Origin of the sequence: Siminovitchia fordii DSM 16014 = CIP 108821 (genome assembly GCF_000374565.1) — a bacterium.
Classification (GTDB): Bacteria; Bacillota; Bacilli; order Bacillales; family Bacillaceae_C; genus Siminovitchia; species Siminovitchia fordii.
On sequence record NZ_KB894693.1, the window covers coordinates 1 to 25,153 of the forward strand.

A 25,153-nucleotide genomic window follows, 5' to 3' on the forward strand; every position below is an offset into this window, starting at 1 on the left:
TGTCTGATCGGTTTCTCCGGATTGAAATCTTCCATGTCGGAATACTTTTTCACCGTCCGCCGATCTACCCCCATCTGCCGTGCTACTTCTGCATAGCTGCGACCTTTTGTATTCGTTTCGTATCTGATATAATTAACTTCAGCCATTGCTAACATCTCCTATACTACCTCCTGTAAAGATATGCCCAAACAGGAGTGTATGTATTTTTTCGGATGTTGGCAAGTGGCCTTTTTTATGTACATAAATTAGCTGCCGTTTCCTACATTTCTAGTGTGCCATAAACAATATTCCAAGGATTCCTGCTGTAATTGCACATGAATTCCATCATAATATCCGTTTTTCATATTTTGATTGGGATCATGGAGACGTTACCGTTGGTGATTACTTAATTATAGAGGGTTTAGCTGAGTCATTTGCAAAAGAACTTTATGGAGAAGATCTTTTAGGACCTTGGGTTACATCTTTTGATAAAGAGGACTTGGAATATTCAAAAGAAGTTATAAAGGATGCTTTAGATATTAAAGGGTTTGCTGAGGTCAGCAGTTATATGTTTGGTGATACCATTGCAAAAGAACAAGGCTATCAACCTGTTGGCTTATCACCATTTGCTGGTTATGCAGTAGGCTACCAAGCAGTACAATCTTTCATGGAAACCAATAATGTGGGGATAGTAGAAGCTACCTTACTTGGCACAGATGAAATACTAAGCAATTGTGGACTGTTTTCTAAATAACCTGTTTGTACTAATGAAGGCATTACTGCGATAGCTAAGTAATGCCTTTCTTATTTAACTGCAATTCATATGATTTTCTTATTAAATGCTCAATAAAACAAAGGGAAATGGAATAATGACAATTAATATGCTCAATCTACCAAGTTTTAAGATTCTTGATATGAAGGAGAGTGAATATGATTATAGGTTCTTAGTTGAAACTACATTGCCATCTCCTTCTTATTGCCCAAAATGTGGTACAGTTGCTAATCTATATAAGCATGGTAAAAAGGAACAATTATTCTTTGATTTGCCGATGCATGCTAAACGAGTTGGCATCTTCGTTAAAAATGTAATGGGTATGGGGATACATTCTTTGAATGTATCCCAGATATTGATGAAGGGCGTTCTGTTACCAATAGGCTAATTTAATTGGGTTCAAGGAGCAAGCAACCAGAATTTTATATTTAATAACTAATTGAGGACAAAAAAGATGTTGTATATAGCATAAAAAGGAATTCAAATGCCTATGTGGCGTTTAAACAGAATAAACTCCCTACGAAGCGATAAATGACGTATAAATATCATATGGTACTTGCTACCTCTATCTATTACTCATTCCAGTACAGGGGAGACCAATCGATTAGTAGAATCCACTGAAGGAGAAAGATCGTTCGGTTATATCAGTTAGTAATCTTTACCTTCCGCCGTCAATGAAGGCTTATTTATGTGAATTCCCATTAAATCTCCTGTAAGCATTGCTAACTTCGGTAATCTTCTTAAGCGTGAATGTAAAAGCCAAACGATAGAAACAAATAGAAATCCTAACCCTGCAAAAGAAAATGTTAGAGTACTACTGGTTACACTAGCAACATAACCACCAACTATGGAACCAATTGGCATAGCAATCGCACTCATACTACCAGATACTGTATTTATACGACCCAAGAGTTCGTGTGGAACTACGGTTTGTAACGTTGTTGCAAAAATGACATTTGTACCACCAATGGGAATCCATGCAAGTGCAAAACATACTATAGCGATAGATGTAATCGGAAATATTGCTGCAAGGATCCACAATAGTGCACTAAAACAAAAGGATATTGTTACAAAAATACCTAACCGAAATCTTCCCATCCACGATCCGCATAATGCACCAACTAATCCACCAACAGACATAGCTGCCAAATAAAAACCGTAAAACATCGGACCTCCTCGTACATCTGCAAGGGATGGCAAAATTGCCATAGCAGCCCCGATACAAAAATTTGCAACAATCGAACCAATTAAAAATACAGCAATTAATGAACGATAAACAACACGAAATCCTTCCTTTAAGTCAGTAATATATTGCAAAATCTTCTGTTTTCCAGTTCTGCTATCTTTTTGTTCAACCTTTCTAGGCAATTGTATCAAACTAAACAATATTGCTGCCATCGCAAAAATAATGGAATCGGCTAGATATAACAAAACTACTCCAAAAAAAGTGACAAGAATACCTGAAATAGCATTAAACACTAGATCAATTCCTTGATAGGCAAAAGCAAAATAAGAATTACCTTTAATTAAGTGCTTTTTTTCCAAAATGATAGGTAATGCCTTTGTTTGTGATGGATAAGCGAATTGCTGAATAAATGAAGCGATTGGCATAATGATTAATACAAGCTGAACTGTTAACAAGTCAAAATAGTATGTGATTGGAATTAAGAAAATCAATAATGTTTGAAGTAGTTGGGTAACGATTAACGTTTTTTTTACTTGCCATTGATCTACAAAAGGACCGGTAATAAACTGAAATGAGGCAGGCAAAAGCGTTAGAAATCCCGCAAGTCCTGTGTAAAATGCATTTCCACCCAGCTTATAAACGAGCCACATTGTAGTGACATAATACAAACTGTCCCCTATATTTGTTACAACCCTACCGATTAATAAAAGTAAATAATTTCTGTTCTTAACAATATCCATCCAACTCTTTCCCCTTATTCTTTCTCATCCGTTTGAAAACCAACGGTAGTAATATAATATTTATTTTTCTTACCCTTTGATTGTAGGCCCATATGGTGTAACTCTTTTAAAAGAGCATAATACTTTATTTTCCATTGTTTAAATTGCTCTTCCGTTGCCTCCAGTTCCCAAGTAGAAGAAATAAAACGTCGTTCCAATGGTTTTTCATTCGGTTCTCTTGTTTCGAAGGATTCGGCGGGAGCTTCCCTAATTTCTTGTTTGGCACGTTCTAGAATTCCATACATTAATTGTTTGGTTGTATCTCTTATTTCCTTTTTTCTCGGAAGAAGTTTTTCAGAAATTTGGAAATCAGCCGCCACTGCTTGGTAAAACTTCTGTACAATACCATTTTTTTCTTCCGTTTTTACGATTTGGACTAACCCATTTTTCTCCAATTCCTTTAGGTGATAATGGATCTTCCCGCGTGGGATTGACAAAATCTCAGAAAGTTGTTGACCAGTATAAGCACGCATCACCAAATGCATCATCATTTCGGCACGTAACGGATCACTTAATGCTCTTAACTGATTAAAATCATCAATAATCAAATTATTTTTCATCTCTTTAATAACCACCCTTTGTAAAATAAACTAAAACGGTTAAAAATATTTGACTGTATTATACTATAAAAAATTAAAAAAAGGAAATGAATGTAAGCGTAAAATAGTCCACACCTACCTTTAGATGTGGACTATTGTTATGATTTATTTAGCTTTATTAGGAAAGAAAAATTAGATCAACTCCTTCCTTGGTCCACAACAATTCCAGAAAACCCTGCAAAAATAAGTAGCACTTTCCATATAGTTTATATTGATTGCTACTTGCCAGAACAGACATATGTCTCAAAGGAATATTATTATTTATCATTTTCGTTTTTTTGCTACTTCAAAGTAAAGGTTTTCTTGTTCTCATAAAACTATTATTCTTTTAATAAAATATTCATTCCAATCTTTTAATCATCAACTATTTATCAAAATAATTAAACCAACAATAGCCATAATCCACGACAATGTTGCTCCCTGGTTTTTCTCTAACCTCAATTTTATTTTCATTAATGGTTCCCGAAGCCATTGTTTAAATAATAAATGTATTCCAATAAGAATGAGCGGTGGAAGTACCATAATGAAGTTATAACCTGCTAGTATGGGAATCCATTGAAATGGATTTAATTTGACTGTTGTCATGATGCCGATAGCCGCAAAATAAGGTAATGCTGTCCCGACTTCAATTAAACCAGTCATTAAGCCAAGCATAACCATGGCCAACATACTTTTCGACTTCGGTTTATATGTTTTAGGGGTGGATTTAGCTGGTACAAAAAAACTCCCAATAAATAGCCCCAAACCTAAATAAAACATAAATTGACTGAGTATAACACTTTCATCGAAACTCGGAAACTTCTGGAAAATACTTCCAACCCCCATCATTAAAAATATTCCTACAGTAAAATAAAAGATGCCAACCGTTAACAGATAAGCAAATAACCTTCTAATTAATCGCTCCTCTTCCATAAGTAGCATATAAACAGTTACACTTAACGTTGTCGGACTCAATGTGTCCACTAAAGCTAATATGCCTATCGGAATTAAAAATTCAAAACTCACTTAATATCATCCTATTCTTACATTATTGGCTAAATATTCACAATAAGGCTTTTTACACAATAAACACAAAAACAATTAATAGGATAGGAAAAGTACATCAATTATCGTATAGAAATATTCCCCGAGGCTGTTTTTATTCCAATAAAATAAGTTCCTTCATTTGCTTTCCCTTCAATCGATTTATCATTTTGCTTTTCTATGTCAATTGGTACAGTAATTGTTTGTAACCCACTTGCTGTCTTTGTCTGTAATTCAATGTCCGGTTGTATCGTATTCAACGATACAACTACGTTTCCGCTCGATGTTGTAATATTTACATCACTATGGAAATCCTTGAAGTCTAGCGTAATATTCCCGCTTTTCTCATTTACTTCGATATTTGTTGTTTCAAGGTCTTCCGATGTTACATTTCCGGATGTTCCATTAATAATAACTTTTCCTGTAAAATCTTTTGAAATCTTGACTAGGAGTTGAGTATTCAAATTAATTTGCGGACCAATGTTAAAGATCTTTTCCTCCATAGATATGGATACTTCATTCGCCTTTTCGGATACATCAATATTTTTATTTGAGTGTAACACTTCTAAATTTGACTGTTCTATACTGATTAGATGAACATTTTCACTTCCATGGTCAATGTAAATAGTATCAATACCATCAAGATCAATTGAGTGTACAACTTCTTCTTGATTAAAATTACATCCCGTTAACAATATCATGCTTAAAAAAATAGTAATCAAATATTTTTTCATCTCTATCCCTCTTAAAAATAAAATTTTATAAAAATCCATCTATTCTACCTTGAACAATTTTACAGATGAAACTTCAATGTCGCTTATTTTCATAAAAATCCCATGCCTCTTCTATTAAATTTAATATTTCCTGTTCTATCGGATAAAAGCCCATCTTTGTTGATTTTTCTGGTGATTTACGTATTTCCCATAATTTATTAAAAAAATCATCATTTTCACCAAATGTATCTATGGCCTTTTCATACATACAATGTATAATTTGCTGAATTTCTGGAGAATTAGCACCCTTATGTTTGAATTTTTTCAAATCAACCAAATAGGAAATCCATTCAAGAGAGTGCGGATCATCACTGTCCATTTTCGGTAATTTGTTAAGTAATTTCCTTTCACCTTGATGAAAATATTTATCACGAAATATATTTTGTTGTTCATTTTTACTCTGATACAATTGAATTAATTTATTTATATATGTCAAATCAACCGAATTCTCAATTTTTAGAGTGTTTAAGAGTCCTTTTAGCGTTTTTTCTATTTGAATAATTCTTTGTTTTTCTTGCAAAATATAGTTTAACTGATTTTTTAGTCCGATCTCCCAATCCCAGTTTTTATCAGATAACATCTCCTTTATCTCGATTAAACGAAATCCTAAAGATTTTAAAAATTGGATTTCCTGAAGTTTTTTTAACTCCTTTTCACTATATAATCGATGCCCACCTTCTGTTTTTCCAGCTGGAGGCAATAAATTTATTTCATCATAATAACGCATTGTTCGAACAGAAACTCCAGTTTGTTTTGTTAATTCTTTAATTGAAATCATTTCCCTATCACCTCATTCTGACTATAAGTATATAAGATTACGTTACGTCACTTTCAAGTATCTCTTCTGGTCTTTGCTCAAAATATTTTTATTCCCATATAAATTGCAATGCACCAAATTAATATCGCAGAAATTTTATTTATCCATTTTAGAATAGTTTCATTTTTATTAAATCGGCCAACTCTTTTCCCAGCAATAGCTAAGGCAAAGAACCAAACCCAAGAAACTACAATACAGGCAATTGTAAAAATCCATTTTTCATGATTTTGATAGAGCAATGAGTTCGTCCCAATTACCCCTATCGTATCCAAAATGGCATATGGATTTAGTAAGGACACGGAAGCAGCAAACGTAATTTGCCTTATTGGAGAAAATTGTTTATTTTCTGCATCGTTCAGTTCAGATCTATCCTTCCACATTAGCCAACCTATATAAATTAAGAAAATAAATCCTATTGTATATAATAAAACACGAACCCATTCAAAACTTAAAAATAATAATCGATACACCTGCTACTGCCAATGAAATAAGAATCGTATCACAAATACCAGCCGATATAACAGCTGGAAATGCAGACATAACTTTTTTATGAGTTGCTCCTTGATTAAAAATAAAAATATTTTGTACTCCTAAAGGAATTATTAATCCAAAAGCTAAAATGATTCCATGAACCAATGCTTCCATCTTTTTCCCTCCCATCGTATTTTAGAATAAGGGAATTTACTCTGTTTGTCTCCAACCAATTGGTTGAAAAAATAGCCAACCATTTCATATAATTATTAAAAATACGAGGAGGGTTGAAAGATGGGTAATATAGAATGGAAGCCGAAAAAATCCTCATCATTACCTTTACATCTACAAATCTACAATTACATAAAAAGGAAAATTTTGAATGGAAAATGGTCTATTGGAATGAAGTTACCGTCACAAAGAAACTTAGCAAAACAGTTTGATGTTAACCGAAGTACAATTATTATGGCTCTTGAAGAACTTTCCGCAGATGGTTTAATTGAATCGAAAGTTGGAAGTGGTACAACAGTAATAAATAATACTTGGGGAGTTCTAGCATCGTCACCTCCACCTAATTGGATTGATTATGTACGTTCTGGTATTCATAAGCCCAATAATAACAGCGTACAAAAAATTAATGAGGCTGAAACAAATCCTCATATAATTCGACTAGGAACCGGTGAACTTTCCCCCGAACTGTTATCTTGTAATCAACTAACAAAACTGTTGCAAATGGATATGAGAAGTAACCTATCTTTAGGGTATGAAGAACCTAAAGGGAGCATTCACCTCAGGAAAACAATTTGTGATTATTTAAAAGAAAAGGGCATCGAAACTTCGCCTTCATCTATATTGATTGTTTCCGGCGGTTTACAAGCTTTACAATTGATTTCAATCGGTCTGTTACAACGGGGTTCAGTTATTTTTCATGAATCACCTTCATATCTTAATTCTATTCATGTTTTTTCAATCTGCCGGCATGAATTTATTCGGTATACCTATGGATGAGGAAGGGATTAAATATGCATCCATTGGTCGTTTAAAACGACAGCACAACCCTGCTTTAATCTATACAATACCATCGTTCCACAATCCAACAGGCACTCTAATGTCTGAAAGAAGGAGAAAACAACTTTCGGAAGACTGTCAAAAAGCTTCTCTTCCTATAATTGAAGATGATGTTTATGGTGATTTGTGGTTTGAACAACCACCGCCTAAACCACTAAAAGCAAATGATAAGCAAGGTAGTGTACTTTATATTGGAAGTGTATCTAAGACATTCAGTCCAGGCCTGCGGATTGGCTGGATTGTTGGGCCCGAACCTGTTGTTATCAACCGACTTGCTGACATTAAAATGCAAACAGATTACGGCTCAAGTTCTATTTCACAATTTTTAGTAAATAAATGGCTTAAAAATGGGTATGAAGAGGACTTAACTTTAGTTAGGAGTGAATTAAAATGTAGAAGGGATTATATGATTGAAATTTTAAATACTTATTTTTCTAATATAGTTACATGGAATATTCCAAGTGGGGGATTTTATATTTGGCTAAAAATCACTCCTAGTATTTCCAATAGGAAGTTATTTGAAAAAGCTCTTCAAGAGGGAATACTGCTAAATCCAGGTAATATATATGATAAGGACGATCATACACATTTACGGTTGTCCTATTCCTATGCAACTTTAGATCAAATTAAAAAAGGCCTCAAAAGAATATCGGAATTAATCATTGAAATGATGTAGAATCTATGAAACGATTATAACTTATGTATTAGTGTATTATTATACCGGTTTAAAATCCTTAAATTGAGTTACTGGTTCGTGAAGTAATTTCAAACAATTTCCTTGGTATTAAGATAGGCAGAACAAGGACTTTCCAATCCCTACTATAGTTAGAAAGTCCTTTTCACTTATCTCCTTTCATAATATGAAAGCTATATAGTTTTCATTTAGTTAATACGAGTTACCATGGTAGAATATTCTCCAGTCTCTACAGTATAAGAATCAAATGTGGATATTAAAATCTCTTCCATAAATTAAAGGCCTGGCGCATAAATAAAACTTCCACCAATTTTTAAGGATTTTAATATCTCCATATACTTTGTTGCATACTTTTCATAATCTCCATCAGGTCTCAAGTGATGGTGCATAAAATGATTTGAAAATGCCATATGAGAAATGACAGTTCCCCAAGTGTCTGGAACGTACGTATACTCAAGCCAATCCACTTGATATATTTTATTGTTCAGATTCTGAACATTTCGATCCAACCCGTATACAACTATGTCATTTTTCCTTAAAAAGTGAAAAAGGTTTGCCTGTTGTCCACATCCAATATCTAAAACAGGCTGTTTAACCTTTGACAAATAGATACCTAATAATCTCATTTGAAACTCAGAAGTATATTCAGCACATTTTATTTCAAGTACATCCGGGCTTTCCCTATACTTTTTAAATATCTCTTTACCGTTTGAATCTAATAAAAAGCTCTGTAGATTTTTATAATGGGAACGAAACAACTGATCAATTTCTTCTTCAGATACTTCCTTTTGATTACAAATTTCATATACCTGTTGAAGCAGAGCTTCATAGACTTTTTGAAGTTGAAGATAATCCTTTTGGGAAAAATTTAAATATTGATTCACCTCAACGAATAAACGAATCGTTTTATCTGAAATGTATTTTGCCAATTTTTGAGTTGTGTCATTTAAATGTGCAGTTTCTATAAAATTTGCGATATCTTTGGATTTTTGTTTAAATAAAGCACTAGTTTCTTTGGAAGAATTTAAAACGAATCGTCCATTTGTCAACTCATAAAAAAGACTTTTATTTCGATTGTGGAATAACTGTTGTTCGATTAAATTTTGAAAGTCTGATATGGTAAACATTTTCTCTCTCCTATCCAAAGCCACATTATTCATTGAACTTCTATCATGGTAAATTTGTTAACCGTATATTTAGTTTGAATAGATCAAGAAGACCTTTGTTTAATTTTCAGAATCTTGTTCATAAAGGTATTCCCTCATACTTATAATTTCTTTTTATTTTTTCACCGCATGAACATAGTGAATTGTCTCAAAGGCCGATAGGTAATCTTTTCGGTTTTCAAAGTATAGATTTTGAATTTTTGAAGGTGATAAATGTTCATAGATGAGCAAACCAGATTTTTCTAATATTCCCTTGATTTCAGAGTATGGAAAACACGATTTCATTGGCTCTCCACCTACCGCAGCCATTTTCACCATGTTTTCTACTCTATTAGAAAATCCTTTCTCCTCAAAAAGTTTTTCATCGGCATAGTCGAAAACAATCGAGCTCCCAGATGGGACTTCAGCGAATAATTTCTCAATCAAGCTTGATAGTTCATCTTTCGTTAAATAATAAGATACACCCAGTAAACTAATAAATGTTTTTTCATAGCTAAAGCCCTTCCCAAAAAGTTTTTCGTACGAAAATATTTTCGTGAAATCCATCGGAATAAAATGAAGATTCTTCGGTATTTTTAAATCAACTTCAACCAATCTTTGTACTTTAAATTCCTGTGTAAATGGATGATCAATTTCAAATATTTCAAGAGTGTTTTCCAATTCAGGGTGTCGTAAACAAAAAGTATCTAAGCCTGCCCCGAGTATGACATATTGCTTTACCCCAAATTTAATTTCATTTTGTAATACATTTTCGCAATACGCAGCACGTGCTAAAGATGTCGGTGATAACTGAACTTGTGTAATCCATTTTAAAATTTCCTCCGGATTACCTTTATATTTTTTCGCAATTTCTTTGTTAAAGAACTGAATGCCTTGAACCATATTCTTTTTAATGTCATGATATTCTTTTTGTGAAATTAAGTCTTTAGCTATAAAATCATCAAAAATTTTTGGTGTATCGAATTGACTATGGTAAGCTCTACCAAAAGCTGATATTAATGAAGTTAAACTTGATTCATTTTGTTTCATGTAATAATCGCCTCCATTAAAATAGTGATAAAACAAGACAATCTTCCATCTAAATTAATAAAAGCTAATTTCTTCATAATCAATTTCATAAACATATTGCTGAATAACTGATTTTCTACTTGGATGAATTTTGTTTATAAATTTAATAAATTGATCCTGCCATTCACTTTCAATCTCCCTCGTATATTATATTTAGGCTCTATCAACAAGTACCCCCCCAATATAACCGAAAATAATAACACTCACTGTTCCAGGAAAAATAATCCCACTCCCAATTGCTGCAGCACTTAATTGATAGACATCTTTCATCATGTAAGGGACCATAGAGACAAATCCTGCTACTGTACCAAATATAAGTCCTCCGCAAATGATTCCAGTCATAAATGAAACATTTTTCCCCAATGCAGGATCAACAAAAGGGTTAGATATTCTCAAAATATGTTTGACAAATATCAGGAAAGAAAGAATGCTAATGACTAGAAAGGAAATTCTATAAGATGTCATAAAAAGCATAAAAAATACAATGCCTACAGACATATAGATAATTCCTACAATATCAAAAGAGCCTTTGACTATTTCTTCCTTTTTTAATAGTTTTATAAGGAATGGAACAGTGATAATCGTAACAGTTGGAAGAAGCAGTAAATAAGACCAATGGGTATAATGGGCAATCAATCCACCAATAGCTGGTCCGACACCTTCCCCCATTGCTACGATAGATCCAATAAAACCAAATGCTTTTCCCCTATTCCCTTTTGGAATATAACGTGCAACAACAACCATCACGAGTGCTGGAAATGCAGCCGCACCAGCCCCCTGAATAAACCGAGCCAAAATAAGTATGGGAAAGACAGAATGTCCTGCAAACCCAATGACCGATCCGAAGCAATTCACTATAATCCCAAATAGGAGTAGCTTTTTGATACCCAACTGATCTGATAACTTTCCATAAACAGCGGTTCCTATGGAAAATGTTAATATAAAAGCTGTGTTTACCCAGTTTGTACTTGCTGGTGATTGATTAAAATCACTGGAAATTTCAGGTAATGAGACGTTCAAAACCATTTCATTTAAAACGCTGAAAAAAGAAAGAACACAAAGCCACCATAAAAGTTGATTATGGCGCAAGATTGACTGTGAATAAGATGAATTCACAATTTACCCTCCAATAATGAGGGCAGACGTAGTTTATAGGGTCATTGATACGCTCCCCTCTTTAGCTTGTACCCAATTATACTTATTGCACTTCATAATAACTCCCCCTAGATATGATTCGAATATTTTATCATATACAGCTTGTAGTTTTCAATTTTCATAATTTAAACATAACAGTCCTTTATAGAATAGAGCATAATCAAACATTTAGCATTGGCGAATACAAAAATTTTATCGTCACTATACGGGATCGTGTTTAGTACCGAATATGGTTGAGCCTGAATAATAAAAGCCACAAACAATCCATTCGTTCTAGTCTTGTATCTGGTGTGATTTTTTAATATTAATTACCTAACCTCATAATGATTAATTCTTGTATGTGCCTGCTTTGCTGATTCCCCAACCCATTCCACACATTAGACAAATGTCTCGACTGCCTTTGAATGAATGCGATGATTGTTCACACCTTTCATCATATAGCCTAATTCTGTTTTTACCGCTGCACTTTCTTGTCCGTTTTCTATGACTGAAAGCCTACATACTGTCCCTAATTCGACTGCCAAACGACACCTATTTTTCACGATTCCTTAAGAAATCTCGGTGCAATACGTAAATCCCCAAACCCTTAAAGCATTGAGGATTTGGGGATTTTTCATTTGACTATGGTTCGTAATATGGGTTCGTTACACTCTCGGAAACCGCGTACAAATACTATTGATTTTGTGCTGTTTGCATCAGTTCATATATTTTACGTGCAGTATTTACATTTCTAACCGTTATTTTCTTGTATAGGTTTGTGCCAATCATTTTTGTCATCCCGCTTTTGGTTACATTTTTCTTGTCAACTGACCACAAAATTGCGCCAGTCACATATTTAACAGTATCAATTTCGGGTTTGATAACCAGCTTGCCTAGAACTGACTCACCATCAACATCGTCCCATAAAAACATCACATCACTTTTCATCAGTTGATCGTTTTTCCATGTTTCAGGAAGGGAATCCATAATGATTTTAAAATCATCATGACTGCGGACCATCACTTTAATGTGCATTCCAAAATCTTCGTATATCGCTTTTTCCAAAATATGAGCTATTTCCGATTTCGAAAAACCATCATGTATAAAGATAATATTGCCTGAATTGATATAGGTTACAACCGATTCCATCCCAACCCGTTCAAACGTTTGTTTCAGCAATTTCATATCAATTTTATTTTTCCCGCCAACATTGATCCCCCGAAGAAGTGCAACATAAACCATAACGTTCCTCCCCGAACTACATTTTATTAAGACCATTATACATGGTTTTTAATGATACATGTTCTACGAAATGGTCATTTATCAACAAACGGAGAGAGCATATCGTTTGTTGATAAATAAATATGCTTTTCGACTTGTTCTAAAGGGGAATATATAACGAATGACATTTATAACTTTAATGGTCATGAACGTGATGATCTTCTGTTAAATCGTAATTTTTCTTACAAATAATTGAATTTTCATGAAGGTGACTTGTATTTTCAATTTGAATGGTAACATGGCCGATTCCCTTATGTTGCAATTGATGTTCAATCGCATGTATGATCTTTTGACTTTCTTCTACAGTTAAACTTCCATCAACAACTGCATGACAGGAAAGTGCGTGCTGACCACTTGTGATGCTCCAGACATGTAAATCGTGGATATGAGTAACCCCTTTTACTTCCTTGATTGCGGAAATGACTTCATCTATTGCAATATTTCTTGGAGTTCCTTCCATTAAGACATGTAATGCATCTCCTGTAACACGCCATCCACTTCCTAATACTAAAATGGCAACAATGACACTTGCCAGAGGATCCGCCCACCCCCAATTGAAGAACATAATAAGCAAAGCAGCAATAATAGCTCCAATAGATCCAAGCATATCTCCAATTACATGTAGGTAGGCTGCTCGCAAGTTAAGATTTTCTTCTGTATCACCACCGCGAATCAATAACCAGGCAACAAATATATTCACCAGTAATCCGATAATTGCAATGATTAGCATTCCATTTGACGCTACTTCAGGCGGATTTGTAAATCGATAATATGCTTCATAAAAAATATATAAAGCTATGGCTATAAGCGTGACACCATTAAACACAGCTGCCAGTATTTCAAATCGTTTATAACCGTAAGTTTTGCTATAATTTGCCGCCCGCTCACCTAACGTGAATGCAAGTAAACCTATTCCTAAAGAAATGGAGTCACTTAACATATGTCCGGCATCCGATAACAAAGCAAGACTATTTGTAATAAATCCACCTATAACCTCCACAATCATATAAGCCGTAATGATGAAAAAGCTGATCATTAATACTTTTTTATTTGCACCATGTGTATGGTTATGATCATGTCCGTGATGGTGTCCCATCTTTAAAACCTCCTAATTTATCAATATATGTACATATGTTCATATAAAAATCAAATGATAAACATCATCATCTTCTGGTGTGTTGTCATCACAAGTATGAAAACGTCGTTGTTGCAGAATCTGTATTTCTAGCAAAAAACGTAAATGATTCAAGACAGTTTATTCTTCAATGCCTAACATGTCCGGTATTTGATTTACAGAAAGGAAATATACCAGATGAGAATCGTGTCTGATCCCTAAAGAAGGTTGGGATACAACTAAAAAGGTACTGCATCTAAATCCTCTTCATCATCTTCTTACTCCTTCATGACCATTGACACCTCCTTATATGAATACATTATCATATAGACATATTTAATTCAAGCGGCATTACTATATAAAGTAATATCCCTTCTCGTTCAATAAATGACGTACTCGATAAAAACAGTATGGATCATTCGTTTTGGAAGACTTTTCGCACATTTAAAAAGATACATATATCTTGTGCAATAATTTCTCTTGAACCTCTGGTTACGTGAGGTTTTATAATGAACATATACTTTTTTATGGGAGGAATTTTGATGAATCGAAATCATAAGTACTCCATAGGTGAGTTTTCAGAAAAGACAGGAATATCCATTCGCACGTTGCATTATTATGATGAAATCGGTCTTTTAAAACCAGAAAAGCATCCTTCCTCCGGTCACCGGATTTACAATCATCATGATATTCTAACCTTACAGAAAATCGTCAGCCTGAAGTTCCTGGGCTATAGCCTGGATAAGATTGCTGACCTGTTGGATGAATCGAATATTACAGTGGATTTAAATGAGACTTTATCTCTGCACTTGCAAGAATTAGAAAGGAAAAAAGAACAAATCGAACTATCAATGGCTGCGATTAATAGAGTTATTAAGTTACTGAAAGAAGAAGGGGAAGTGGACAGCACCATTTTGTTCAGCCTCATCAATAGTATGCAAACGGAAAATATACAAAAAGAATGGATGGAACGGCACATGTTAACGGATGTAGCGGAAGAATTATTAAAGAAAACAGAGGAAGAGAAAATCACCTTGGATCAGACCTTTATTCAAATGGCTAAGAAAGTAAAACAATTTTACGGTAAACCTGTAGAGGATCCACAAGTACAAGAAATGATTAAATCGTATCTAGAAGCATCTTTTGAGTTTCTTGGTGAGGATTTGATACTAAAGCTGGCGGATGCTGACGTGGAAGAACTGGATATTCAAGAGCTGGAAGAAATGACACCTTCTCCATTTACAGATGATGAGCAGAAATGGCTCAATCAAGCGATGGAATATTATATGGAAATCAACGGAACCCCATAAGGTACGCCATAAAAAAACAGGAATATCATTATGAGAATGAAAGTTGATTCATACGGTTCATTAAAGTTATGTTTGTTTTTCAAAAAAATGAACATATAGAGGAATCACACTTAAATTCTGGACAATTAACAGCAATTACTTCATTCAAAGCAAGTGCGGTCAGCAAAGTTAACTGTAACCTGAAAATAGAAAAATACTGTTTGGTCTTATAGCAATTGATGATGTTTCTCTGCGGGTTTGCTAAAATAACAGCAAATAATTTCACTAAGTTATATGCTTGGTTGGGAGAAACTTTTTAAGGAGAGTGATCCGAATCAATCGAAGACAGGTAATAGATCAAATGAATCAATGTACACCCGATGAATTGGCAGAATGGCGGAAACATGCTGTGAAGTGTCTGAACTATTTTCTAAAGTACCGAAATGATTATGAGATTGAAGAATGCAATTTTGTGATATCCCAGATTGATCAAAGAATAAGTGGGATAACAGATATGGAAAAAACATAGAGTCATGAAAAAGGCTATACAGAAATCAATTTTCATGATTCTGTACAGCCTTCCGTTTATACCGGCCTCACGGTAATTTCATTGACATTCACATAATCAGGTTGAGTGACTGCATACATAACGGCTTTCGCAATGTCTTCGGCCTTAAGTTTTTTACGGTCGGAGGCACTCTTGCTCAACCGGGTGTCCACCATTCCCGGAGAAATATTCGTAACACGGACTCCGGTTCGTGCAAGCTCTTTTTCAAGGCCTGTTGAAATGGCACGTACTGCAAATTTGGTTGCACTGTATACTGTGCTCGTTTTCGTTACCTCCAGCCCTGAAACTGAGGCAATATTGACGATATGACCGCTTGACCGCTCAAGCATGGAGGGCAAGACCGCATTGATGCCATACAGCACTCCTTTGATATTCACATCAATCATACTCTCCCACTCTTCCACTTTTCCAGATTGGACCGCAGCTGACAGCATCTGCCCTGCATTATTGACAAAAACATCAATGCTTCCGAAGGCTTCTTCCACTTTTTTCACCAGGTTCTCAACATCTTCCCTGTTGGATATATCCGTCCGGACGGCAAGGGCTTTTCCATTTCCTTGACTGCTTATAACCTGTTCCACTTCTTTCAATTTATCGATCCGGCGAGCTGCAAGAACAACATTTGCCCCCTCACCGGACAATACTTTAGCGATTGCCGCCCCAATGCCGCTGCTGGCACCTGTAATAATGGCCGTTTTCCCTTGTAATGACTTCATTTCGATTCCCCCTCAACTATACTTTTACTGTGAGTGTACCACTTGTGTTGGCTGTAATAAAGAAATGAAAACAGTACCCGAGAAACCAAAATGACTTTATTTTGCTTTCGATGAATTTTGGTCTTAACATTCCGGCATTAAAAATAGAAAATATCATAGCAAAGTAAAACCATGATGAAGTATGTATATCCATCTTCAAATGCCTTTACGACTTCTACGTATACTAATACATAAAAACACGAGGCAAATAGCGAGCTTATTCCCATATTCCTTCTTACAAATCAAAAAGAAATATGTTCCTTAAAGTTTTTTTAGTTTGATAGAAGTAAAGATTCAGGCATGATACTATGATTATTGAAGCATGTCCATTTTTCCATCACAAACTACGTAAAGTCGAGGGACACCAAATGAGTTCGAATGATTCAGCGTTGGCCTACTCAAGAGTCACCGGAATCTCCATGGTATTGACCGGCGCAGCCTTGTGGGGAGTTTCCGGAACTGTTGCCCAATATCTTTTTCATCAACATGGTTTTACTGCGGAGTGGCTTGTTGTCATACGTCTGCTTCTGTCAGGTGTTTTATTGCTGGGCTTTGCTTATCAAAAGGAAGGACACCGTGTTTGGGCTGTTTGGAAGAGTAAAAAAGAGGCATTCAGCCTTGTGGCGTTCAGTATCCTTGGCATGCTCGCCGTCCAATATACATACTTTGCCGCAATTACACATAGCAACGCAGCAACGGCAACCATCCTCCAGTATTTGGGGCCTGTCATTATCACGATCTATGTGGCGGTCAAAGGGAAGCGGCTTCCGACAGGAAGAGAGATTTCAGCTGTTGTTTTGGCTGTTATCGGAACATTTCTTCTTGTTACACAAGGGAACATTAGCAGCTTGTCCATATCCGGCTGGGCATTATTTTGGGGATTAAGCTCTGCGGTCGCACTGGCTTTTTATACACTTCAGCCCAACAATCTTTTGAAAAAATGGGGATCCATGATTATTGTGGGTTGGGGCATGCTAGTCGGAGGAATTGGTTTCAGTTTTGTGCACCCGCCCTGGAGGCTAGTCGGTCAATGGTCGCCTTCGGCCTTGATGGCTGTAGTGTTTATCGTCATTTTCGGGACTCTGATCGCCTTTTACTGCTATCTTGAAAGCCTGAAATACCTCAGTGCTTCGGAAACTAGCCTGCTGGCATCCATTGAGCCTTTATCTGCGACATTTACTTCAGTCGTCTGGTTGAATATAAGCTTCGGCCTGCCGGAATGGTCAGGTACATTTTGCATTATTGCCACGGTAGTGCTCTTATCATTGAGCAGATCTAAAAACTAAAAAGAGCATGACAAGGCCTCTGCCTTTTCAAATCCACGCCCTCCTTCATATTTTATATAATAAGGGGGTGTTTGTGTTGGCTCGAATACATCAACGAAAACGAGGGCTTTGCCTATTTCCCGGGTATAAATGGTGTGGTCCGGGATGCAGCGGTCCTGAAGGCCCCATCAATGATGTGGATGCATGCTGCATGAGACACGACATTTGTCTTAAACGCGGAATTCATCCCTGCCTATGTGATGAAAGGTTCATTGAATGTCTACTTACAAAGTGTGATTCGAACACTTCCAAGGGTAGGATTGCAACAATTATGTATATTTTCATGCGAATCAAGGCCTCTTCATTTTGTTGGGGCTACAGACGATAGGAAAAATACTAAAGCCGGTCTCGTATTATGATATGTTCCCCTTTAAGTAGACAGGTAAAAAAGTAAAACCTGGATGCTTAAAGGGGAACATTTTTAAGTCTAAACGAAGCTATACCATTGAATATAAGGTAAAAGGTATTAACAGCTTATCAACGCCAGCAACATAAGCAAACGCAAAATACGAACACCTTTACGTTACAGCTTTAGCCCCACTGGCTTTCCTTTGGGTGCTTGTTTGAGTTTTCTTCGACTTAGCTTGTTTTCCAGCTTTGGTTCCTGCTTTAACCTGTCACAAAGCAAAACTATTACATGGTGCAGGGGAAATGAAGGAATACGACCAGTTAGGAATGGGAAACTATGTTTTGGCCGGACACCGAATGAAGAAAAAAGGATTGTTATTTTATGATATAGTTCGTCTAAATAACGGTGATAAGGTATACGTTACGGATAAAAAAAAGATTTATGAATATCAAGTAGCACAAACAGATCATTAAAGAAAATGAAACAACAATCATGGAGGAAAATGGTAAGGACGAAATCACCTTAATAACTTGCGATATACCAAGTGAACCTGAAAACAGAGTAGCCGTAAGGGGAGATCTTATTAATTCTTTTCCATTCAATGAGGATTTTAAAAATAGAGAATAGAAGATTTTAGAATGTTTAATTACTTAAAAAGTGTATCAAATGAAATGAAAAAAGTTTCTTGGTTAGGTAAAAAAGTTAAATTTTAGGAGAAGCCTATATAAAGAGTTCATCATTAAAACATTTGGATAGACCTATTTCGAATCCATGAGAGATTTTTTCAAAAATAGTAGCACAAGCCATGATTTTGGCCTGTGCTACTAATGTTTGTATATAGCTACCTTGCTAGTTCCCCTGCTGCCTTGACTCTTACTCGTGTCGCATTTCCAGGTAGATAGGCAAGTGGAACATCTTCAATATCCACAATGTCGCATGTATTGGGATCAGCTCCTGCCTCAACGGCTTCATTGACCGCCATTTGTTTTGCCAGCTCCAGAGTTTTTTCCCGGCCAAGCTCATCCAAAGAGAACACTCTTTCTACTTGACCGCTTACTTGAGCAATGGCAGAACCAATGGCGTTGGCAACCCCATGGTTTTTCGGGCGAATGACTTCTGAGGCTCCTTCCAATGTTGCGGGTACAAGTATACTTCCACCGCCGACCAAAATGACTGGAACAGGATCCGCACTGGTTTTCATGCGGTCCACCGCCAATTCCACCATGGAAGTCATTTCCGCATAAATGCTTTCCAGTAATGTCCGATCCAAATGGCGGACCTTTTCAGGATCTCCAATTTCAGCTTTTCCAAGAGCCACGACGACATCTGTGGTCGTCAACGTATCACCGCCGAAAACGAGTGCCTTCTCCGTTAAACGGTAACCTACGCTGTCCGGTCCAATCGAAAATTCTCCATTCTCTCGAATTCGGACAATCGTTCCTCCACCCAGTCCGACAGAAACCAAATCTGGCATACGAAAGTTTGTCCGAGCACCTCCAATTTCAACAGCGAGAGACGATTCTCTAGGAAAAGAGCTCACGAGGACTCCGACGTCAGTAGTCGTTCCTCCCACATCGACAACAATCGCATCGTCATGACCGGATAAATAAGATGCACCGCGTAAACTGTTCGTCGGGCCACAGGCAACAGTCAAGATCGGATATTTTAATGCATAGTCCACAGACATAAGGGTTCCGTCATTTTGACCTAAAAATACCCGGGCATCATGGATGCCTTCTTCCCTTAACGCATTGACAAACCCGTTAATTGTTGTTTTGGCTACATTCACGACCGAAGCATTTAAAATCGTTGCATTTTCCCTTTCAAGAAGGCCGACGCTGCCGATCTCACATGAAAGTGATACGGGTAATTCTTCTCCCATTACTTCTTGCATAATTTCAGCTGCCCGTTCCTCATGACTTCGTGAAACTGGTGAGAACACAGACGTGATGGCAATGGAATCAACCTGCCCCTTCACTTCTTCAGCAATGCGATACAGTTCTTGTTCATCAAGCGGCATAATTTCCCGCCCGTCAAATTCATGTCCGCCTTGAACAATATAAACATATTTTCCTAGCTTTTCCCGTAAATCATCTGGCACTCCAATAAGCGGTTTGACCGCAAGCGTTGCGGGAGCACCTAAACGGATAACTGCGATTGAATTTAATCTTTTCCTTTCAACAATAGCATTCGTTGCATGAGTAGTCCCAAGCATGGCATACTTAATGTCAGAAAGTGGAACATTAGAAGAAGTGATGACTTCCTTCATTGCCTTATATATTCCCGTACTGACGTCTTCCGTTGTCGGTGTTTTCGTTTCTGCTATGACATTGAAATCCTCATCCAAAATAACTGCATCCGTATTCGTCCCGCCAACATCAATTCCTATTCGATAAATGCCCATTATTGTCCAGCTCCTCCTACCATTAACTTCTCAACGGGGACATAATCCACATCGTAACCGAAATAAGATGGGCCGCATGTATCAATACCTTTTTCCGTTCTCCATTTCGGATCACACGGTATTCCAATGACAACGCAGCGAGCCCCATATCTTAATCCTTCCGTAGTGATTGGAAGTCCAGTCTCCGCATCCAGCACCGCAATTAAATCAGGTGTTACACATAACAGGCGATCTTTCGTTTTTGCGATCAAATGCTCATTTTGGAACCGAAGCTCAAGAGTTTCACCTTTATAATCCGCCAATCCTTCGATGGCAGCCATTCCCCTTGTAAAACCAGTCTCCGTTTTACGATTAATATCTGTTACTTTTCCCTGAAACAGTTCAAATCCCTTTGTCAGTTCGAGCACTTTCTCAATTGGATCATAGCCCCCAGCTTTGGCAAGGCGGATAGAGCGGCCTATCTCTTCTTCCAACTGCAAAATATTATGGATACCGCTTTCCTTTAAATTTTTTCCTCTCATAGGATAAATGGCCATCATAACAGACCCGCCCATTTGAATCGTAGCGTTTCTTGCGATTCTTTCGGCCCATAAATTATCAATCGTATTCAGCAATGAGGCGTTTCCTTTTTCATCAGCAATCACCATAGGGGTTGCTGAAACTCCATCCAAATAAAAGGTTGTCATTTGTAATTCCGGAAAAGCTCGCCCCATTCCATCAACGTCTACTACTGGCAATTTCAGTGTTGCCGCAAGTGCCAAAGGAAGCATGGAATTAATGCCCCCGGCTTCTATAGGAATGGTAGCAACAATTTTTTCCCCAAGATAAGATTCAAGCGTTTTAAACGTTGCCAATGCCTCTGTACCGCTTGGAGCTTTTTCCACCATCACCGTCGGCGCTCCCATCATGCCCGTCGGCACAATTAAATCATCATCGCCAATTTCGTCTATGGATAGAAGTTTAATCGGACCATTTTCTTCAACTGCCTGTAAAGCCATCAACTTTCCAATATGAGGGTCACCTCCCCCTCCAGTTCCAAGCAACGCCGCACCAACAGCAATATCCTCAATCTCTTCTTTTCCAATAAACCTCATATGTTGATCCCTCTTTTTCAGTTTTTTCAGACTCCCCTGGATAGGATAGAAGTTGTCTTATCCTTTGTGAAGTTAAAAGGATGGACTGGCCAAATTCTCAAATTATTTATAGGTTTTCACTTCACCATACGTTACTTTTTTACCGCGGTGGACTATAGCATTTAGCAGCCAGTACAGGAAGCCGCCTGCAACAAGTGAGTTGACAGAAGGTATCCCCCAGTGAATGGTCAAACCAATGGCAATTGATGCAATCCAAGCAATCAGTGTGATTGGATTCCATGCCTCATACGTTTCCGGCAATACACCTTTTTCACGGGATTCTTTTAATTCTTTCGCATAGCGTTTAACAATAAAGTACTCCACTGTCATAATGCCTCCTACAGGCGGCAGTGCTACACCCAGCAATACAAGGAAGCTTTCGAACGCTCCTAAAATTCCTAGCACAGAAAATAGTGTACCAATCAAACCGAGAATAATTGTAACAAGCGTCCGGTTTACTCGCTTCCCAAAGCCGAGATCAATCAAATTAACGACACCGAGAGAAGAAGAGTATAAGTTCCAGTCGTTAATCTTCAATGTAGCCGTAATTAATATGATCGTTCCAATAATACCGCTTGTACCCATAACGATTGAGATGACATCGGATGTCTTTGCTGCATGGGCTAGAAGAACACCTACCAAACCAATAATATATTCCCCGAATGTAATGCCAATGACTGTTTGCTTAATCACGTCACCAACAGAACGGTTAAAACGGCTCATATCAGGTGTAATGATGGCACCAGCGATAAATCCACCCGCAACCATACTCGCACCAACAGCCAGTGGAATTTCAGGACCCGGCACCGGCAAAGCAATCAGCTCTCCGAATGAAAACTGTGTCAATACGTTGCTGATTGAATAAAAAACTACAAGTAAGAAAAGTGGAACTGTTACATATGCAGTAAATCCCAAGGACAAAATGCCAAACAATACAATAAGTGTCACAGACACCCCTGTAACAATCGACCAAAGCCAGACTGGACCGCCTACAATTTGATGGATTCCGTTGGCAAATACCTCATTTTGAATTCCAAACCATCCGATCATAGAGATAGCGATCACTAGACTCAACAAGAAAGAACCCAGTTTTCCAAAGCCTGCCCATCTAACTAATAAAGTGGTACTCAACCCTTCTCTCATACCGGCAATTCCCACAAAAATGGACACAACTTCCAAAATGACCGCTCCTAGGGTAATAGCCCAAAAAGCAGTCCAAAAATCCATACCGTAACCAAGCGCAGCACCCAGTAAAAATTGGGAGAGAGCAGAGATTTGTCCAAATCGCATCGTAGCAATGCCAAACCAGTGCTTTCTCTCACTTTTTGGAACCCGGGATAATGCATAATCATCATATTTTTCCCCAATTGTCACTTCCTCTTCCTTTTTCACGCCTTTCTCCACCCTTCTTTTATCAAATGCGCCTTGGCGTATTTGCGCCCAGATTTTTATCGAGCTTAAGCTCGATACATTTCCTCTGAAAACCCGTGGCATCCGCCAGAGGCTTTAACTTCATTCAGCCGGGGTTTGCCCCCTACTAAGTAGACCCATTCATCTCACCACTTACAGATGTGGGAGACTTCTGCTGAATGAAGTTAAATGTAAATATCAGGCTTTCTATCCCTCAAATAAGAAATTTGGGTTCTAAATGTGTTAATTTCATCCAAATCAATTGTCACTACCTCTACAGTTTCCTCACCATCAGGAAGCTGCGCAATCACTTGTCCTCTTGGGTTACACACTTTACTCCCACCAAATAAATACAAATCCCCTTCGTGCCCGAAACGGTTTACGCCGATCGTGAAAAAAATATTCTCCAATGCGCGTTGAGGGACATTTAATTCCCACATATCTTTATCTTGGACTCTCCATGCTGAGGGCATAAACACAAACTCGGCCCCATTCAGGCATAAAGAGCGACAAGCTTCGGGAAAACCAATATCATAACAAATGGCGATTCCAAATTTTCCATATTTTGTGTCGAAAATGGGGTAATCAGAGCCTTCTTTAAAATACATCCTTTCTTTTGCCCATAAATGTGTCTTGGCAAAGCTTCCAAGTAAATCTCCTTCATCATCAAAAACAAGAGCTGAATTATACAAAATCCCTTCCAAATCCCGCTTTTCTCCAAAAGGCGCTACCACATATACTTTATTTTCTCGAGCTGCTTCCGCCATCTTTTCAACAGTATAGTCATAGTATTGAAGTGCCAATAAACTTACATCATCACCGAGCAGATCTAAATTATAGCCTGTGGAAAAAAGCTCAGGAAGACAAACAATATAGGCTCCCTTTTCAGCTGCCAGCTTGATTTTCTCAGCTGCTTTTTTTACATTGTACTCAACGTCACCGAGCTTACTATCAAACTGGATAATACCGATATTGACTCTCCTGCTGTTCACTTTTCAGGACTCCTTTCAAACTTGCTCGGGCTGTCTGCCAAAGGTCTGCAGTTTTTTCATTGAACCATACAATTTTTTTAGCTTTGCAAACTCATCCTTATTATAAAATTCGCATTTTCCGCTGGTATATTCTTTGGCTACCTCGATGGCGAAGCGGACTGCCTCGGCGATATCAACCTCACGACTCGCTCCTGTTCCGCATCCCGGCACCACTGATTTAGCCGTTATAGCCACTCCGACCACCGGGACATCCGTTGCCACAGAGGGTTGTAAAATACTGTTTAAATGGTACAGTCCGTTCCCATATGGAGTGATATCCTGCATTGTCACGCCAAAGGTTACCGGAAAATCCCCCGTCGTCATTTCCATGATTCGTAAAAGATCATCACTAAAACGTAATATATAACCTTCCTTTACAGTAGGAGAAATGGCTATCCCCAAATGGTTTACAATTTTATTTCCTTTGGTAGTATCAATCGAAAGAATGGCTTCCATTTCCTCAAGCACTTCATGTCGATTCATCTCCATCATGTCAACGGGTGAGCCCATAAAATCAACCGGTTCATGCGGCTCAATTGGAGCATCAGGACAAATATGTGTCGTTATATACACATCCCCAGGAAGACGGTCCCCATTCGAAGCCATATTCACTAATTTGAATGCAACAGTAATGGCAGCGATTGCACCATCCCCGTCGGAAACGGATCCGATTCTGAATGGACGTGCTCCAAGTCCCCCGAGTCTCCCAACAATCCCCAGTGTCGGCGCCGACCCTCCATCACTTTTTCCATTCGTTCCTTTGATTAAAATTTTGATAAAATCAGTCGAAGCCCCAGTCGCTCCGACAACGGTTTCATAAGATGATTCACAATGTGGCAAACCTTTAAAAATATTGACAACCTTTTTGCCATTTATATAAGCTTCGTCCAACAGCTCCATTATTTCCATCGTATATTTCAAAGACACCAGACATCACCATCCATCTAAATATTCTGTCTATTTAT

General features: G+C 37.3%; 25 protein-coding genes and 2 pseudogenes. 7 read left to right on the top strand and 20 right to left on the bottom strand.

What is annotated here, in order from left to right; all coding sequences use genetic code 11:
* Nucleotides 1-283 precede the first annotated feature (283 nt).
* Nucleotides 284-733: pseudogene (locus C509_RS25600) on the top strand (DUF2268 domain-containing putative Zn-dependent protease); the annotation flags it as partial.
* Between the two features lie 115 nt (nucleotides 734-848).
* Nucleotides 849-1,139, top strand: a complete 291-nt coding sequence (locus tag C509_RS0112740) for a transposase family protein (protein ID WP_026319842.1) — start codon at nucleotides 849-851, stop codon at nucleotides 1,137-1,139.
* Nucleotides 1,140-1,399: 260 nt separating this feature from the next.
* On the opposite strand, the gene C509_RS0112745 is transcribed toward C509_RS0112740, so the two are convergent.
* From C509_RS0112745 to C509_RS27360, 7 genes are all read right to left on the bottom strand, one after another.
* Complete coding sequence (locus C509_RS0112745; protein ID WP_018707324.1) at nucleotides 1,400-2,677, bottom strand: MFS transporter; 1,278 nt, start codon at nucleotides 2,675-2,677, stop codon at nucleotides 1,400-1,402.
* A 14-nt stretch (nucleotides 2,678-2,691) separates the two neighbouring features.
* A complete protein-coding gene (locus C509_RS0112750; RefSeq protein WP_018707325.1) occupies nucleotides 2,692-3,276 on the bottom strand; it encodes an ArsR family transcriptional regulator in 585 nt (194 codons plus the stop codon).
* 399 nt (nucleotides 3,277-3,675) lie between these two features.
* On the bottom strand, nucleotides 3,676-4,320 hold the full coding sequence (locus tag C509_RS0112755; protein WP_018707326.1) for a GAP family protein: 645 nt from the start codon (nucleotides 4,318-4,320) through the stop codon (nucleotides 3,676-3,678).
* 101 nt (nucleotides 4,321-4,421) lie between these two features.
* Nucleotides 4,422-5,072: a DUF4097 family beta strand repeat-containing protein gene (locus C509_RS0112760; RefSeq protein ID WP_018707327.1), complete on the bottom strand. Its 651-nt coding sequence runs from the start codon at nucleotides 5,070-5,072 to the stop codon at nucleotides 4,422-4,424.
* Between the two features lie 73 nt (nucleotides 5,073-5,145).
* On the bottom strand, nucleotides 5,146-5,889 hold the full coding sequence (locus C509_RS0112765) for a MerR family transcriptional regulator (RefSeq protein ID WP_018707328.1): 744 nt from the start codon (nucleotides 5,887-5,889) through the stop codon (nucleotides 5,146-5,148).
* 77 nt (nucleotides 5,890-5,966) lie between these two features.
* Nucleotides 5,967-6,398 (bottom strand): LysE/ArgO family amino acid transporter, encoded by a 432-nt coding sequence (locus C509_RS24810; protein WP_311315775.1) that lies wholly within the window; start codon nucleotides 6,396-6,398, stop codon nucleotides 5,967-5,969.
* Entirely contained in the window at nucleotides 6,370-6,573 is a 204-nt protein-coding gene (locus C509_RS27360; RefSeq protein ID WP_018707330.1) for a hypothetical protein, read from the bottom strand. The genes C509_RS24810 and C509_RS27360 overlap by 29 nt, the downstream gene beginning before the upstream one ends.
* Nucleotides 6,574-6,693: 120 nt before the next feature.
* Between C509_RS27360 and C509_RS27365 the strand changes: the two genes are divergently transcribed.
* Both C509_RS27365 and C509_RS27370 read left to right on the top strand, forming a co-directional pair.
* Complete coding sequence (locus C509_RS27365) at nucleotides 6,694-7,407, top strand: aminotransferase class I/II-fold pyridoxal phosphate-dependent enzyme (protein ID WP_311315776.1); 714 nt, start codon at nucleotides 6,694-6,696, stop codon at nucleotides 7,405-7,407.
* Nucleotides 7,358-8,143, top strand: coding sequence for an aminotransferase-like domain-containing protein (locus tag C509_RS27370; RefSeq protein WP_342664522.1), 786 nt, complete (start codon nucleotides 7,358-7,360; stop codon nucleotides 8,141-8,143). The genes C509_RS27365 and C509_RS27370 overlap by 50 nt, the downstream gene beginning before the upstream one ends.
* A gap of 293 nt (nucleotides 8,144-8,436) precedes the next feature.
* Here the strand turns inward: C509_RS27370 and C509_RS24820 are convergent, their stop codons facing one another.
* The 7 genes and pseudogenes from C509_RS24820 to C509_RS0112805 form a co-directional block, all read right to left on the bottom strand.
* Nucleotides 8,437-9,321 carry a class I SAM-dependent methyltransferase gene (locus tag C509_RS24820; protein WP_169509209.1) on the bottom strand — a complete coding sequence of 295 codons (885 nt, stop codon included), beginning with the start codon at nucleotides 9,319-9,321 and terminating at the stop codon, nucleotides 8,437-8,439.
* A gap of 120 nt (nucleotides 9,322-9,441) precedes the next feature.
* A complete protein-coding gene (locus C509_RS0112785) occupies nucleotides 9,442-10,356 on the bottom strand; it encodes a class I SAM-dependent methyltransferase (RefSeq protein ID WP_018707332.1) in 915 nt (304 codons plus the stop codon).
* 198 nt (nucleotides 10,357-10,554) lie between these two features.
* Nucleotides 10,555-11,511: pseudogene (locus C509_RS23925) on the bottom strand (tetracycline resistance MFS efflux pump); the annotation flags it as partial.
* Between the two features lie 33 nt (nucleotides 11,512-11,544).
* A complete protein-coding gene (locus C509_RS27530) occupies nucleotides 11,545-11,607 on the bottom strand; it encodes a tetracycline resistance efflux system leader peptide (protein ID WP_154654408.1) in 63 nt (20 codons plus the stop codon).
* Between the two features lie 320 nt (nucleotides 11,608-11,927).
* The gene (locus C509_RS26510) at nucleotides 11,928-12,074 is read right to left on the bottom strand and encodes a hypothetical protein (RefSeq protein WP_018707334.1); all 147 of its coding nucleotides are present in this window, start codon (nucleotides 12,072-12,074) and stop codon (nucleotides 11,928-11,930) included.
* 148 nt (nucleotides 12,075-12,222) lie between these two features.
* The gene (locus C509_RS0112800; protein ID WP_018707335.1) at nucleotides 12,223-12,771 is read right to left on the bottom strand and encodes a DUF1697 domain-containing protein; all 549 of its coding nucleotides are present in this window, start codon (nucleotides 12,769-12,771) and stop codon (nucleotides 12,223-12,225) included.
* Nucleotides 12,772-12,946: 175 nt separating this feature from the next.
* Entirely contained in the window at nucleotides 12,947-13,906 is a 960-nt protein-coding gene (locus tag C509_RS0112805) for a cation diffusion facilitator family transporter (RefSeq protein WP_018707336.1), read from the bottom strand.
* A 560-nt stretch (nucleotides 13,907-14,466) separates the two neighbouring features.
* Here C509_RS0112805 and C509_RS0112810 point away from each other — a divergent pair.
* Nucleotides 14,467-15,234, top strand: coding sequence for a MerR family transcriptional regulator (locus C509_RS0112810; RefSeq protein ID WP_018707337.1), 768 nt, complete (start codon nucleotides 14,467-14,469; stop codon nucleotides 15,232-15,234).
* 564 nt (nucleotides 15,235-15,798) lie between these two features.
* Here C509_RS0112810 and C509_RS0112820 read toward each other — a convergent pair.
* Nucleotides 15,799-16,497 carry an SDR family oxidoreductase gene (locus tag C509_RS0112820; protein WP_018707339.1) on the bottom strand — a complete coding sequence of 233 codons (699 nt, stop codon included), beginning with the start codon at nucleotides 16,495-16,497 and terminating at the stop codon, nucleotides 15,799-15,801.
* Nucleotides 16,498-16,904: 407 nt separating this feature from the next.
* Between C509_RS0112820 and C509_RS0112825 the strand changes: the two genes are divergently transcribed.
* Nucleotides 16,905-17,822, top strand: coding sequence for an EamA family transporter (locus C509_RS0112825; RefSeq protein ID WP_018707340.1), 918 nt, complete (start codon nucleotides 16,905-16,907; stop codon nucleotides 17,820-17,822).
* 636 nt (nucleotides 17,823-18,458) lie between these two features.
* Nucleotides 18,459-18,683, top strand: a complete 225-nt coding sequence (locus C509_RS25610) for a sortase domain-containing protein (protein ID WP_281168074.1) — start codon at nucleotides 18,459-18,461, stop codon at nucleotides 18,681-18,683.
* A 368-nt stretch (nucleotides 18,684-19,051) separates the two neighbouring features.
* On the opposite strand, the gene C509_RS0112840 is transcribed toward C509_RS25610, so the two are convergent.
* The 5 genes from C509_RS0112840 to C509_RS0112865 all read right to left on the bottom strand — a co-directional run bounded on the left by C509_RS0112840 (nucleotide 19,052) and on the right by C509_RS0112865 (nucleotide 25,115).
* Nucleotides 19,052-20,614, bottom strand: a complete 1,563-nt coding sequence (locus C509_RS0112840) for a hydantoinase/oxoprolinase N-terminal domain-containing protein (protein WP_018707343.1) — start codon at nucleotides 20,612-20,614, stop codon at nucleotides 19,052-19,054.
* Nucleotides 20,614-21,708, bottom strand: a complete 1,095-nt coding sequence (locus C509_RS0112845; RefSeq protein ID WP_018707344.1) for an S-methyl thiohydantoin desulfurase family protein — start codon at nucleotides 21,706-21,708, stop codon at nucleotides 20,614-20,616. Before C509_RS0112845 ends, C509_RS0112840 begins: the two co-directional genes overlap by 1 nt.
* Before the next feature lie 102 nt (nucleotides 21,709-21,810).
* Complete coding sequence (locus C509_RS0112850; protein WP_018707345.1) at nucleotides 21,811-23,139, bottom strand: purine-cytosine permease family protein; 1,329 nt, start codon at nucleotides 23,137-23,139, stop codon at nucleotides 21,811-21,813.
* Between the two features lie 203 nt (nucleotides 23,140-23,342).
* A complete protein-coding gene (locus C509_RS0112860; protein ID WP_018707347.1) occupies nucleotides 23,343-24,149 on the bottom strand; it encodes a nitrilase-related carbon-nitrogen hydrolase in 807 nt (268 codons plus the stop codon).
* A gap of 15 nt (nucleotides 24,150-24,164) precedes the next feature.
* The gene (locus C509_RS0112865) at nucleotides 24,165-25,115 is read right to left on the bottom strand and encodes a DUF1177 domain-containing protein (RefSeq protein WP_018707348.1); all 951 of its coding nucleotides are present in this window, start codon (nucleotides 25,113-25,115) and stop codon (nucleotides 24,165-24,167) included.
* Nucleotides 25,116-25,153 lie beyond the last annotated feature (38 nt).